The organism is Galactobacter caseinivorans (assembly GCF_003640665.1).
In the GTDB taxonomy this organism is placed as follows: domain Bacteria; phylum Actinomycetota; class Actinomycetes; order Actinomycetales; family Micrococcaceae; genus Galactobacter; species Galactobacter caseinivorans.
Genome location: NZ_QQXL01000003.1, coordinates 1 through 12,914, shown reverse-complemented (window position 1 = coordinate 12,914; position 12,914 = coordinate 1). Strand labels below are relative to the sequence as shown.

At 64.7% G+C, this 12,914-nt stretch carries 15 protein-coding genes; 5 read left to right on the top strand and 10 right to left on the bottom strand.

Annotation, left to right across the window (positions count from 1 at the left end):
- Window positions 1-124: 124 nt before the first annotated feature.
- Window positions 125-277, top strand: a complete 153-nt coding sequence (locus tag DWQ67_RS13735) for a hypothetical protein (protein ID WP_158595379.1) — start codon at window positions 125-127, stop codon at window positions 275-277.
- 170 nt (window positions 278-447) lie between these two features.
- Here DWQ67_RS13735 and DWQ67_RS05510 read toward each other — a convergent pair whose 3' ends face one another.
- From DWQ67_RS05510 to DWQ67_RS05470, 9 genes are all read right to left on the bottom strand, one after another.
- A complete protein-coding gene (locus DWQ67_RS05510) occupies window positions 448-828 on the bottom strand; it encodes a DUF3806 domain-containing protein (protein WP_158595378.1) in 381 nt (126 codons plus the stop codon).
- 158 nt (window positions 829-986) lie between these two features.
- Window positions 987-1,523 (bottom strand): 2'-5' RNA ligase family protein, encoded by a 537-nt coding sequence (locus tag DWQ67_RS05505; protein ID WP_121484607.1) that lies wholly within the window; start codon window positions 1,521-1,523, stop codon window positions 987-989.
- 13 nt (window positions 1,524-1,536) lie between these two features.
- The gene (gene trpS / locus DWQ67_RS05500; RefSeq protein ID WP_121484606.1) at window positions 1,537-2,556 is read right to left on the bottom strand and encodes a tryptophan--tRNA ligase; all 1,020 of its coding nucleotides are present in this window, start codon (window positions 2,554-2,556) and stop codon (window positions 1,537-1,539) included.
- Window positions 2,557-2,620: 64 nt separating this feature from the next.
- The gene (locus DWQ67_RS05495; RefSeq protein WP_233555929.1) at window positions 2,621-3,463 is read right to left on the bottom strand and encodes an exodeoxyribonuclease III; all 843 of its coding nucleotides are present in this window, start codon (window positions 3,461-3,463) and stop codon (window positions 2,621-2,623) included.
- A 61-nt stretch (window positions 3,464-3,524) separates the two neighbouring features.
- Window positions 3,525-4,052, bottom strand: coding sequence for a DUF5336 domain-containing protein (locus DWQ67_RS05490; protein ID WP_121484605.1), 528 nt, complete (start codon window positions 4,050-4,052; stop codon window positions 3,525-3,527).
- A gap of 113 nt (window positions 4,053-4,165) precedes the next feature.
- On the bottom strand, window positions 4,166-4,528 hold the full coding sequence (locus DWQ67_RS05485; protein ID WP_121484604.1) for a VOC family protein: 363 nt from the start codon (window positions 4,526-4,528) through the stop codon (window positions 4,166-4,168).
- A gap of 139 nt (window positions 4,529-4,667) precedes the next feature.
- Window positions 4,668-5,534, bottom strand: a complete 867-nt coding sequence (locus tag DWQ67_RS05480) for an ABC transporter permease (protein ID WP_121484603.1) — start codon at window positions 5,532-5,534, stop codon at window positions 4,668-4,670.
- Window positions 5,531-6,439: an ABC transporter permease gene (locus DWQ67_RS05475; protein ID WP_233555928.1), complete on the bottom strand. Its 909-nt coding sequence runs from the start codon at window positions 6,437-6,439 to the stop codon at window positions 5,531-5,533. Before DWQ67_RS05475 ends, DWQ67_RS05480 begins: the two co-directional genes overlap by 4 nt.
- Window positions 6,432-7,376, bottom strand: coding sequence for an ABC transporter ATP-binding protein (locus tag DWQ67_RS05470; RefSeq protein WP_233555927.1), 945 nt, complete (start codon window positions 7,374-7,376; stop codon window positions 6,432-6,434). The genes DWQ67_RS05475 and DWQ67_RS05470 overlap by 8 nt, the downstream gene beginning before the upstream one ends.
- 151 nt (window positions 7,377-7,527) lie before the next feature.
- Between DWQ67_RS05470 and DWQ67_RS05465 the strand changes: the two genes are divergently transcribed.
- The 4 genes from DWQ67_RS05465 to DWQ67_RS05450 all read left to right on the top strand — a co-directional run bounded on the left by DWQ67_RS05465 (window position 7,528) and on the right by DWQ67_RS05450 (window position 11,379).
- Complete coding sequence (locus DWQ67_RS05465) at window positions 7,528-8,364, top strand: hypothetical protein (protein WP_147433625.1); 837 nt, start codon at window positions 7,528-7,530, stop codon at window positions 8,362-8,364.
- Between the two features lie 158 nt (window positions 8,365-8,522).
- Window positions 8,523-8,948, top strand: a complete 426-nt coding sequence (locus DWQ67_RS05460; RefSeq protein ID WP_233555926.1) for a Fur family transcriptional regulator — start codon at window positions 8,523-8,525, stop codon at window positions 8,946-8,948.
- On the top strand, window positions 8,941-10,401 hold the full coding sequence (locus DWQ67_RS05455; protein ID WP_121484600.1) for a catalase: 1,461 nt from the start codon (window positions 8,941-8,943) through the stop codon (window positions 10,399-10,401). Before DWQ67_RS05460 ends, DWQ67_RS05455 begins: the two co-directional genes overlap by 8 nt.
- A gap of 645 nt (window positions 10,402-11,046) precedes the next feature.
- On the top strand, window positions 11,047-11,379 hold the full coding sequence (locus DWQ67_RS05450; protein ID WP_121484599.1) for a PadR family transcriptional regulator: 333 nt from the start codon (window positions 11,047-11,049) through the stop codon (window positions 11,377-11,379).
- A gap of 438 nt (window positions 11,380-11,817) precedes the next feature.
- On the opposite strand, the gene DWQ67_RS05440 is transcribed toward DWQ67_RS05450, so the two are convergent.
- The gene (locus DWQ67_RS05440) at window positions 11,818-12,078 is read right to left on the bottom strand and encodes a hypothetical protein (RefSeq protein WP_121484597.1); all 261 of its coding nucleotides are present in this window, start codon (window positions 12,076-12,078) and stop codon (window positions 11,818-11,820) included.
- Window positions 12,079-12,914: the final 836 nt, after the last annotated feature.

Here is a 12,914-nt window from a genome sequence, read left to right as displayed (position 1 = left end):
TGGTGGGCGGGGCCTCGTGCCGTTCTCGGGATTGTGACGGCGATGACTAACACGAAGTGGGCAGCACAGCAGTCCCGATCTTCGTGAGCTTCGTGTCGGAGTCGCCAATGATTTGGGAGTCTTTGTGGGGCTCCTGTCCACGGTCCTGATCATCCTGGCTGCCATGAGCGCGGACACAGCCATGTATCTCACTGTCCAGGCACGAGCCGCCGAGATTGCCTTGCGTAGAGCCATCGGAGCCAGCCGCCAGGACCCTGCCTTGGCCATCCGCGGCTAGGGGACGCTGGGGACGCTGGGAACACAAGCATCGGCGATCCCAGCACGCTCTGCCCCGTGGCCGTCAGCTTTCCCGGAGGCCGGGTAGGCGCTACCCAGAGGCTCGAACGGCGAGGCACCTCTTCGAGGACCACTCATTCTGTGCGGCGCCCACCTTCAGCGGCGCCAAGCCTACAGCGGCTTGGCGGAACTCCCCTGCCAGCGCTCGGACACCAAGCGGAGGGGCAGCTCGCGGATGGCGCCGGTTGCGTCCACCAGGACAAAGTCCGCATGGGACCCTGTCCGGACCACGGCCCATTCCAGCTGCTGCTGGGCAGCCAACGCCTCTCCCCAGGCCAACCCGAAAGCACTGATCATCAGCTGCGGGTCGGGGCGTTGCGCCGGCGCGAGCTGCATCCACGACTTCAGCTGCTGCTCCAAGTGAACGGAGAGCCTGGCGGCGTCTCCCCCAATCCCGGCCTCCTTCAGGCCCGCCAAGAGCGAGGCCATCCACGCGCGCTCAGAGTCGGTCGGCGGGCCGGCAACCGTCCTCTGCGGAGCGGTCGCGGGCACGGGCACAGGCGCAGGCACGGGCATGGAAACGGGCGCCCCTTGGCCATGCTGAGGGGCGCGCTGGGGGCGCTGTTTTCGGTGGGGGAACCAAGCCATACCGTTAGCATACGGTGTTACGTAAGGTCGGCGCACATCACTCCGACCACAGATCGCCGGGGTCAGCTCACGCCCAAGGGGAAGGTCGCCCGCAGCTTCCAGTCGTTATCGCCAACGTCGCCAAAGAGCGAAATCCTGTCGGCCTGAAGAGTCCACCGGTCCTGGGACTGAGCCTCTTGCACCTGATCCAACACCGCGTCGTCGAGCCCCTGGGCCAGCGTCACGTGCGGAACGTACGGGTACGCGCTGGGCAGGGCCAGCGGCCCGGCCTGCAGCGCCGCATGCAGGCTAGTGCACCTATCCCCGCCGGCCACCACCTTGCAGAACACCACGGGGGTGATGGGGCGGAAGGTATCCGTGCCCTCAAACTGAATCGTGAACGGGTCCGCCGCCGCGGCCACTGCCGCCACATGGTCCACGACCGCGTTCCAGTCCGTCACGGGAACCCCGGTCACGAGCGTGACGTGGGGTGGGACCATCGCAAACTCGTCCCCCAGGCGCGCACGCAAGGCCCCTAGTCGGCCGGCCTCCGGTTCGGGAATGGGCACCACGATGCCCACCCGATCCTGACCGGCCACCACGGGCCTCACGATGCGCATGGGTTCACTCTCCTCAGGCCCTGCCGAGCGGCCGCAGCAGGCCGATACGGTCGTAGACGGCGTCGAGGGTCTGCTGTGCGGTCTCCCGCGCCTTGTTGGCACCCACGGCCAGCAAGCGGTCAAGCTCCGCCGGGTCAGCCAGCAACTCCAAAGTGCGCGCACGGACCGGCTCAAGCCTTGCCACCACGGCGTCCGCGACCTCCACCTTCAGGTGCCCGTACATCTTGCCCTCAAAGCTCTGCACCAGCGCGTCCACGGGGGTCTGCGTGAACGCGGACAGGATGGAAAGCAGGTTGGAGACACCGGGCTTGGCCTCGCGGTCAAAGGCGACCACACCGCCGTCATCCGTGACAGCGGACTTGATGCGCTTGGCAATGACCTTGGGATCATCCAGGATGTCGATGCGCCCGTTGGGAGACTGCGCGGACTTGGACATCTTGGAGGTGGGGTTCTGCAGGTCGTAGATCCGCGCACCCTCTGCCGGGATGATGGGCTCGGGGATCTTGAACGTCTCACCAAAGCGGTGATTAAAGCGCTGCCCCAGCGTGCGGGTGAGCTCCACGTGCTGCTTCTGGTCATCCCCCACCGGCACGCCGTCCGCCTGGTACAGCAGAATGTCCGCGGCCATCAGCACGGGGTAAGTGAACAGGCCCACGTTGGTGGAATCCTGACCATAACGCGTGGACTTGTCCTTGAACTGGGTCATGCGCCCGGCCTCACCAAAGCCGGTGATGGTCTGCAGGACCCAAGCCAGCTCGGAGTGCTCCGGCACATGGGACTGCACAAAGAGGGTGGAGCGCTCCACGTCCACGCCCCCGGCGATGTACTGCGCCACCGTGGCGCGCGAGCGCTCGGCCAGGTTGGTAGCGCCGTCCGGGGACGTGAGGGAGTGCAGATCTGGGATGAAGTAGAACGCGTCGTACTCGTCCTGCAGCTTCACGTAGTTGACGAGGGCGCCCAGGTAGTTGCCCAGGTGCAGCGAATCTGCGGAGGGCTGCATCCCTGACAGGATGCGTGGCTTGGTGGTACTCATGCTGTTTTCCCTTCACGGGGCGCTGCGGTTGGGGTGCTCCCCGTTCCCGCGCGTCAGTTAAGAATCAGAATTGGTAGTCGACCACAAGTGGCGCGTGATCTGACCAGCGGGTGTCGTAGCTGGCCGCGCGGTCCACCACGGACCGGACCGCCCGGGCCGCGAGGGTCGGGGAGGCCATGTGGTAATCGATGCGCCAACCAGTGTTGTTATCAAAGGCCTGCCCGCGCTGGGACCACCAGGTGTAAGGCCCCTCCACGTCACCGGCCAGGTCACGGGCCACGTCACGGTAGCCAATCTCCTCGCCAAAGAAGCGGTCAAAGTAGGCGCGTTCCTCTGGGAGGAACCCGGCGCGCTTCACGTTGCCCTTCCAGTTCTTGATGTCCCGCTCGGTGTGGCCCACGTTCATGTCCCCTACCAGCAGCACGTCCCTGCCGTCCGCTCGCATGGCAGGCAGCTTCAGGACCATCTCATCCAGGAAACCAAACTTGTCCTCCTGCTTGGGCGTTCCCACCTCACCGGAGTGCACATACACGCTAGCGACGGTGAGCGGGATGCCCTTGATCGTGAAGTCTGCCTCCACCCAGCGGCCGGTGGTCGCGAAGCGCTCGCTTCCGATCCCGATCCGGGTGGCATCAGGCTTCTCGCGGGAGGCAATCAGCACGCCGGCGCGGCCCTTGGCCTCCGCCTCCGCGTGCACCACATGCCAGTCCTGCGCCAGGAAGTCGTTGACGATCTTGTCCGGCGCACGCACCTCTTGCAGGCACAGAATGTCTACATCCCTGGCCTGAAGCCACGTGGGCATGCCGTTGCGGAACGCGGCCCGGAGGCCGTTCACATTCACGCTGGCGATGCGCGTGGCATCACCCTTTGGCTCGTAACTTGCAGTGGCGGCGATGGTCTCAGTCACGCCCTCTACCTTAGCGGCACTGCCCGACGGCGTGCGCTTGGCTTGCGCCCAGACGTGCCAGTCAGTCGATAATTTCGCCCTCAACCGGCCCTGCGTGGCGGTCCTTGCGGCGCCCCTTGATCATGTCCCTGGCGTTGGAGGCGGTGATCTGGATGGTGTCCAGCGCGCGCTCCACCATTTCAGCGGACTGCGGCGTGCCCTTGCGCAGATTCTCCGTGATGACCCCGTGCTGGACCTCGATGATCTTGAAGGAGTGATCCAACTTGATCTCGTGATTGCGCTCCGCCTCGTCAATGATGCGGGCGCCATCCTGTACGCCACCCGTCTTGGCGGCGATGTTGGCGTTGGTCTGGTCCCACTTGCGCCCCACGGCGCGGGCACCAGTGCGCAGGATAAAGAACACCGCGGCCGCGAAGATGAGCCACAGCCCAGCGATGATGGCGACGATCCACCCGATGACCGCGTTGGTGTTCGCGGCAAAGATGATCGCGACCAACAGCGCCAGCACCAGGATGCTCAGCACGGCGGTCCCGAGGACTCCGACAGGCTTCTTCTGGCGCGGATCGGCGCCGTTCGTGATCTCAGGCATGGCCCTATTCTCTCAAAGCCTGGCGGCAGCCCCCACCATGATCGCCCAGGGATGAATTAGGCGCCGAGCCGCCGGGAGACCCGGGGTGCCACCCCCGGGAGGCCCGGCACCCCTCACCAGGAGACGAGGCAGAAAGGGTGACCCTGCGGGTCAAGGTAGACGCGGAAGTTGCGCCCTCCCTGACCGGTCAAGACGGCTCCGATCGCCAGCACTTCCGTCTCACCCACGTCAAGATCCGGGACCTTGACGTCAAGATGGGCCTGCTGCGGGGTGACCTGCCCAGGCCACTCCGGCGGCTGATAGTCCGGCACGCGCTGGAAGGCGATGGCCGGGCGGTCCGCTGCGTCTCCGATGCTGACCCAGGAACCGTCCTCATCACTCTGGACGGTCACCATCCCCAGCAGTTCCTGATAGAAACCTGCCAGCTGCGCCGGTTCCTCACAGTCGATCACCAGTGCTTGCCACGTGCCAATCATGGTCGCCTCCTCGAGAGGGATTGCGGTGTAGACCGCCGCGCTACAGGATCTTGCGGCCCAGCCGGCCCGTACTCGTGCTGTCCCGCCAGTCTGTCCGGGAGCCGGTAGGGGCGCAACCCCTCAGCGAAGGAACAGTCCCTCATCGCAAAAACAGTTTGCGCAGCCGCGTGGTCGCCATGGTGAGGCCCAGGGCGGCCATGATCACGAAGTAGAGCACGTGCCACAGCATGGAGACGTCGAAGTAGCCCACCGAGAGTTGGCGCAGGAGCTCCACGCCATGCCACAGCGGCAGGGCTTGGATGACCCATTGGACGGCCTGCGGGTAGACGGTGAGCGGGAAGAACGTCGCGGAGAACAGGAACATGGGCATGGTCAGCATGTTGATCCAGTCCAACTGCTGAAAGCGCTTGATGAAGGTGATGAGCCCCATGAACAGCGCCGAGAAGGCGAACGCAATCAGCACGGCCCCGGGAATCATCAGGAGGCCCCAGGGATTGGTGATGAGGCCGGCGCTGAACGCGATGATGGCAAAGCCGACGGCGTAGAGCAAGCCGCGCAGAAGCGCCATGATCACCTCGCCGATCACCACATCCAGTGGGCCAAGAGAGGTGAAGAGCATGACGCGGTACAGCTTGGAGTGGTTGAGCTTAAAGAACATGTTGTTGCTGTCAAACAACGCGCCATTCATGGCGGAGGTGGCAAGGAGGGCGGGCGCGATGAACGCCGCATACGTGAGCACGCTGCCGCCTGGGCCGGGCAGGTCCCCGATCGCCGGACCCAAGCCGTAGCCCATGGAGGCCAGGTAGAGCACAGGCTCCAGGAAGCCGGAAAGGATGACCACCCACGTGGCGTTCTTGGTCGCCATCCAGCTGCGCTCCATCACGGAGCGCGCGTTGCGCCCGTAGAGCGCACCAAACGCACGCTTCTGCGGAATCAGCTCCTTGGCACGGGAGGTGCCTGGGGTCGCGGACGCGGCTGTCTTCGCTGCCGCCTGAGGGTCCGTCATTTGATGCCTCCCAGGCGTCGGGCAAAGTTACGGCGAACCAGAGCGAAGCCGAGCGCCGCCAGCGCCGCCAGGACCAGGACGTGGACCAGGGCGAGCCACGCAGGGACAAAGTGCCCATACATGAGTGCACGGGCCAGCTCGGTGCCGTGCCAAATGGGAGAGATCCACCCGATCCACTGAAGGAAGATGGGCAGGTTCATCAGCGGATAAAACGTTCCGGAGAAGAGGAACAGCGGCGTGAAGATGAAGCGCATGATGATGGAGAACTGCCCCTTTTCCTCTCGAATGGTGGCCGAGTAAGCCATGATCGGAAGGCCCATAGCCAAACCGGCCAAGGCGGAAAGTGGGATGGCGACCAGCGCCCACCAGGAGTGCACTGCGCCAAAGAGTCCCACCACCCCCAAGAACAGGACAGTCTGAACCATCATGCGCAGGCTGACCGCCAGGATCTGCCCCTGCGCAATCTGATGCGGCGTGATCGGCGTGACCAACGGTCCCTGATAGAGCCGGTGCCACTTGAAGCCATCCATCACGGGGAATGTGCCCTCCGTGACACCCGCGCTGACTGCCGCAGAAATCAGCAAGGCCGGCGCAATAAATACCAGGTACGGAACGCCGTCGAACAGGGAACCGTTGCCAGTGAGCAGCGAGCCAAGCCCAATGCCCATCGCGAGGACGTACATCAGCGGCACGCCGATGGCGTCCGCGAGCAGCACGTCGGCGTAGCGGCGCATGGTCCGCAAGTAATATTCCGCGACAAACCAGGTGCCAAAGCGCTTGGCCTTGGCTGCCGAGACCTCCGGGTCATGCGCGTGCAGCTGGGTGGTGAAGAGGGTGGCGCCGCCGCCGATGGAATCGGCAGAGCCGGACGCCACGGGCTGGGTTGAAGGCTGGGGCTCAGTCAACGAGGGACCGTCCCGTCAGGCGCAGGAAAACGTCCTCGAGCGAGGAACGGCGCACCAGCGAGGAGACGGGGTTCAGCCCGCGGGCAATGACCTGCTCCAGCGCCGCTTCGCCGTCGTGGGCGTAGACCAAAACGCGGTCCGCGAGGATCTCGATCCGGTCCCCAAGACCCTCCAGAGTCTGGGCCGCTGCGCGGTTCTGGGCCGAGCCAAAGCGAACCTCAAGCACCTCCCGGGTGGAGTAGTCGCGGATGAGTTGGGACGGCGAACCCTCTGCCATGATGCGGCCCGCGTCCACCACGATCAGGCGGTCACACAGCTGCTCCGCCTCATCCATGAAGTGGGTGGTGACCAGCAGCGTGGTTCCCTGTTCTTTGAGGCGAAAGAGCCGGTCCCAGAGGATGTGGCGCGCTTGCGGGTCCAGCCCGGTGGTGGGCTCATCCAGCAGCAGGATCTTGGGCTCGTTGATCAGGGAGCGCGCAATCGTGAGGCGGCGCTTCATGCCGCCGGAGAGCGCATCCACCCGCTCCCCGGCCTTGTCCGTGAGCTGCGCAAAGTCCAGCAGCTCCTCCATTTTTGGCTTCAGATAGGACCGGCTCAAGCCAAAGTAGCGGCCGTAGACGTAGAGGTTGTCCCGGACCTTAATCTCCTCATCCAGGTTGTCCTGCTGAGGCACCACGCCCAAGTGGGCGCGCACGCGGGGCCCCTCCTTGTCCGGATCAAGCCCCATCACGCTGAGCTCCCCGCCGGAGCGCGTGGAGACACCGCCGATCATGGACATGGTGGTGGACTTACCGGCGCCGTTGGGGCCGAGGAAACCGAAGGACTCCCCGGGGGTGACTTCAAAGTCGATCCCGTCGACGGCGGTGAAGTCGCCATAGCGTTTGGTGAGGCCGCTGGCGCGGACCACGGCGGAGGAGGAGGCAGTGATGTGGGACACCGTCACTACGCTACCCACTTGAACCGATTGGGACAAGCCAATCAGAGGGGGTGGTTGCAACCGATTTGTGACCGCGTCGGCGGCGGCCCACACCTAGGGTGTAAACACGGCTCCGCTCAGGATCCGATAACCGCCGGCTGCGAGGATTCCCATGCACCAGAGCTTCCATCCTGCCCGACGCGCAGTGGCCGCCGCTGTTGCTTCCCTAGCCTTGGCGGCCGGCGGCCTGGTGGGCTGCACCCCGGATTCTGCAGCCCCGCCATCCGCTACCGACTCCCCCACAGCAGCGTCACCTGACGCGACGAAAAATGCCGCCCTGAGCGCGTTGAAGATTCCCGGTGATTCCATGGGGAACCCCGGCAAGGTGGTGTTTGATCAGCAAATTCAGGGGCCCACCACGGTGTCCATCACTCCGCCGCAGGGCCACGCCTTGGAGGTCTACCTGGCCTGCGCGCAGAAGCTGGATTCGGTGGACCTCTCGGTGGGTGATGTTGAGACCCCAGAAGACCAAACCCAGAAAAGCAGCGGCCCCTGCGAGCCCGCTCTGCAACGGCAGCTGACAGCCACTCGGCGCACCAGCGGTCAAGCGATGAACGTGCGCGTTGACGTCCCGAAGGAGGTTTCGTTTCGGGTGGTCATTCGCCTGTCCGCCGATGCCATCGACGTGTCCAAGCCCAACGAAACGCAGACCATCGTGAACCGACTCGTCAGGGGTCCCTCCACCTTCAGACTCAAGACAGACCCGAGTAAATACCTGAACGTCAAGGTCACGGCGCTCATGAAGAACAGCAGATTCAAGATCGACATTCTCGACGCGAAAGAGAAGGGCCGCCCCGTGACCGGCCTAGCCGGCCAGGGAGACGGTCCTGATGCCTCCGCTACTTCCGGATCGTCCGCCCCCACCCTCACAAGCGAAGTCATCGTCAGGGTCACCGGGGATCCCGTCCGGCTCGTGATCAAGGAGTCCTCCCAGCCACCGGAGGAATAGTCCCTCGCGGGGTACTCCCAGGGAGTTCACCCAAATTTCTTATTCTGAATCACTCAGGATATGGCAGAGTGGTGAGCGTGCACACACCGTTGAACAGCGTCCCCGGCCATGCGCCGGAGGCTGTCTGGACCGAAGCGCTCCGCCGCTCGGGGCGCCGTGTGACCAAGCAGCGCCTCGCCGTCATGGCCGCGGCCTCCACGCACCCCCACGCCACAGCAGAGGAACTGCACCGCGCATCCCGCGGCGCCATCCCCGACCTGGCACTGGCGACCACACACATGATCGTCAACGACCTCACCAGCTCCGGCCTACTGCGCCGCCTGGAGGTCCCCCACTCCGCTTCACGCTACGAGCCAGACCTCGGCGATAACCATCACCACGCCCAGTGCGTCAGGTGCGGCCGCCTCGAGGACGTAGCGTGCGCCGTCGGGCATGCGCCTTGCCTGACCCCCACAGACACCCACGGGATGAACATTCTCGTGGCAGAGGTCCTGTACCGAGGCATCTGCGCCGCATGCGCTGCCGAGGACCGGACCTCAGATGCACCCACCACCCCCGAAGTAGAGGAGCACAGCCATGGCTGAGAACACCTCCGGTCACGCAACCGGCTCGACCACGCAGGCCGGCATCCCGGCCGTCAGCGACCGCAATTCGCTCACGGTCGGCGCCGATGGCCCCATCGTTTTGCACGATCACCACCTGGTGGAGACGCTGCAGCACTTCAACCGCATGAACGTCCCCGAGCGCCGTCCGCACGCCAAGGGCGCCGGCGCCTTCGGCGAGTTTGTCGCCACCGAGGACATGTCCAAGTACACCAAGGCCGCCCTGTTCCAGAAGGGCGCCACCACGGAGACGCTGCTGCGCTTCTCCACCGTCGCCGGCGAGATTGGCTCCCCCGACACCTGGCGTGACGTGCGCGGCTTTGCGCTGAAGTTCTACACCTCCGAAGGCAACTTCGACCTGGTCGGCAACAACACGCCCGTGTTCTTCCTGCGCGACCCCATGAAGTTCCCCCACTTCATCCGCTCGCAGAAGCGCCTCCCGGACTCCGGCCTGCGCGACGCGACCATGCAGTGGGACTTCTGGACCCACAACCCCGAGTCCGCACACCAGGTGACCTACCTGATGGGCGAGCGCGGCCTGCCCAAGACCTGGCGCGAGATGAACGGCTACGGCTCCCACACCTACATGTGGGTCAACGAGGCCGGCGAGAAGTTCTGGGTCAAGTACCACTTCATGTCCCAGCAGGGCGTGCACAACATCTCCGGCGCCGAGGCAGACGCCCTGGCCGGCACGGATGCCGAGCACCACCGCCGCGACCTCTTTGACTCCATCAAGGAAGGCAACTTCCCCAAGTGGGACCTGCACGTGCAGATCATGCCTTACGAAGAGGCCAAGACGTACCGCTTCAATCCCTTTGACCTGACCAAGGTCTGGTCCCTCAAGGATTACCCGCGCACCAAGGTCGGCACGCTGACCCTGAACCGCAACCCGGAGAACTTCTTCGCCGAGATTGAGCAGGCCGCCTTCAGCCCCGCCAACATGGTCCCCGGCATGGGCATGAGCCCCGACAAGATGCTCCTGGGCCGCAACTTCGCCTACGCGGATGCCCAGCGCTACCGCATCGGCACCAACTTCCAGCAGCTCCCCGTCAACAAGCCCAAGGTGCCCGTGCACACCTACAGCTTCGAGGGCAACATGTGGGTAGAGAGCACCGGCGCGCGCTCCTACTACGCCCCCAACTCCTTCGGCGACTCCTGGTCGGATGAGACCGGCCCCGTGGATAACTCCTGGGAGTCCGACGGCGACCTGGTGCGTAGCGCTTACACGCTGCACGCTGAGGACGACGACTTTGGCCAGGCCGGCACGCTGGTCCGCGACGTCTACAACGACGCGCAGCGCGCCGAGCTGGCAGACACCGTGGCCGGCGCCCTCTCCGGCGTGATTGAGCCCGTGCTCTCCAACGCCTTCCAGTACTGGAAGAACGTTGACGCGGACCTCGGCGCCACGATCGAGGCCAAGGTCAAGGGCGCCTAGTTCCCCCGATCACCAAACCCTCCCGGGCATGCTCCTGGGAAGCCAAGCGGCCCCGACTCTGGATGATTCCAGGGGCGGGGCCGCTCGGCTTTTTGTGGGGTGGGCCGGGCGGGGGCCGGGGCGGGGCTGGACGGGGGTGGCGTGGGCCGGGGCGGCGGCGGGGCCGGCGGAAGTGTGCCGAAGCAGGCCTATCGCCCACAAGCAGGGTTCACGCCCGCTTCACGTCGATAAGCCCGCTCCGCCGACCCACCACCCCGAGGCCTAAGCAGGCCTATCGCCCACAAGCAGGGTTCACGCCCGCTTCCCTCGCCGACCGCCGGACCGCACCACGCGCCGTCGAGCGCTCCCCCCAACGCACGACGGCGGCCGCGCACCTCTAGGAACCGAGGACAGTTCGTCCAGTTCGCACAGCACGCCGCCAACAGAGGCTCCCGCCGAGTTTGCCTCCGCCTCGCGGCGCGGCACTGACTTTCTCAAGCAGGGCGACGGCGCACATCGACAGCGGCGAGTGTCGTCTCGTTGGGGGCGTTTGCCCGCGGAGTGCGCTTTGCCAAGGCCAAGGCGCGCAACGGCCGACGAGTCCGAAAATGGAGGGAATCGACTGGTGTATAGATTTTCAACATAGGTCGTTGGTATGGTTATGTCATGGACCCGAACAAGTTGGCGCGAGACACCGCACGGGGCCTCACCGTCTGGGCAGTTATGAAGGTTCTAAGTAGGGGCCCGACGCACGGCTACGCCCTCATGAAGGAGTTACAGGCGAGCGGCCTGACCCATCTCAAGAGTGGGACCATCTATCCGCTCTTGCATCGCCTTCAGACTGAAGGGGCCGTGGACGCAGAGTGGGACCACCACCAGACGGGGCCTGCCAAGAAAGTTTTCACCTTGAGCAATTCGGGAATTAAGGATCTGGAAGCGGTGGAACGAGAGCTCTTCCAGATCATCCGGGACATCAGCGAAGGAGAAGCCAATGACTAGTACACAATCCCTCACCGAGTACAGTGCATCCCTTGCCCAGTCCTTGAGGTTGAAGGGCATGCCAGAGCCAGACATAGAAGCCATCGTTTCGGAAGTGGCGGCTTCGGAAGTTTCTGATCCGGTTGCAGAATTTGGCCCCAGTCGCGACTACGCAGAGCACTTTCCTGTGCTCACCCCAGTCGCGCGCGGCGGCAAGCTTTGGTGGTGGGGCTTCGCGGTGGGGGTGTTGTGGGCAGTCATCGCCATTCTCCTTCTTGCCACGGGGACGTGGACGGCGCCGGCACCCGCGCTACTGGTAGGCGCTCCGCTCGTTGGCTGCGTCCTTCTTGGAGGCTTAGTGAGCACCGTACAGACGGCGCGCCGCCGCCCCTGGCAGAGGAACTGAAAATGCGGCGGGAAGCCATTAGCTTCCCGCCGCACCCCAGTCCGATCCAATGATCAGTCGAGCCCAAGTATCCACCGAAGAGCATCGTATACGCCTGCCGCACTGACTCCACCAAGCAGATTCTTGGCCCATTGAGGGACACTACTGTCCCACCACTTGACGAAAGCTTCACGCCCCTTGAGCACATAGCTCTGCATCGACTTCCAAAGGGCGGGGGAAGTCTTCTTGATGACTTCAACGGCGGCCTTGACCGAGACGCGGATCCACACCGCCGTGGGGCGCACGGCCGAAGCCGTGCCCGTGCGGTCGCCCACAGGGTTCCCAACGCCGGATTGGGCTTCGCGGACCTGCGCACTGGCGTCAAGGGCACGCTGAGCCTGGGCGCGAGTCTCTGGCGATGCGTTCGCCAATACAGCGCGCAGTTCCTCGGACCATGCGGTCGAGGGCCCGACAGGCTGAGCCTGCGGAGTGGTTGCGCTGGATGGGGGCGCAGCAGTCGCCGCGCCTGCTCCCGTTAGACCCAGCGTGGTCACCAGAGCACTGGCGACTAGAGACTTTCGGAGGGTTTGCATGACAGCCATCGTGAGTTCCTGGTAATTGTTTGGGGTTAGTTCGGCTTGATGCACTAATCAACTTAATATGTCACTTCACGTTTCTCGCAGAGATTCTGTGACAGTTCCCCGTTGTTACACGATTTGTTGCGTAAACGTTGCACGCTCACGCCTGCAGATCCGGGTATCTGACTGCTTCCGTCAGGCCTCATGGTGTCTCAACTGATGCGCGGCGCATGGCGGCGAAGAACGACACCGTCTGGCACCCTTCTGCGCAACATCTACATCGATGAGCAGCGCACCCACCTGGCCGACACCTTCGCCGGTGCCCTGATCACTCGAGGTTGAGCGCGCAGTCGCCGAGCCTGCTCCCGTGAGGCCGAGCGGCCCCGCCTCCGGATGATTCCAGGGGCGGGGCCGCTTGGTTTTCCGTGGTGTTGGGGCCGGGGCGGCGGACGTGGGCCGAAGCGGGCCTATCGCCCACAAGCAGGGTTCACGCCCGCTTCACGTCGATAAGTCCGCTTCCCTCGCCGACCGCCGGACCGCACCACGCGCCGTCGAGCGCTCCCCCCAACGCACGACGGCGGCCGCGCACCTCT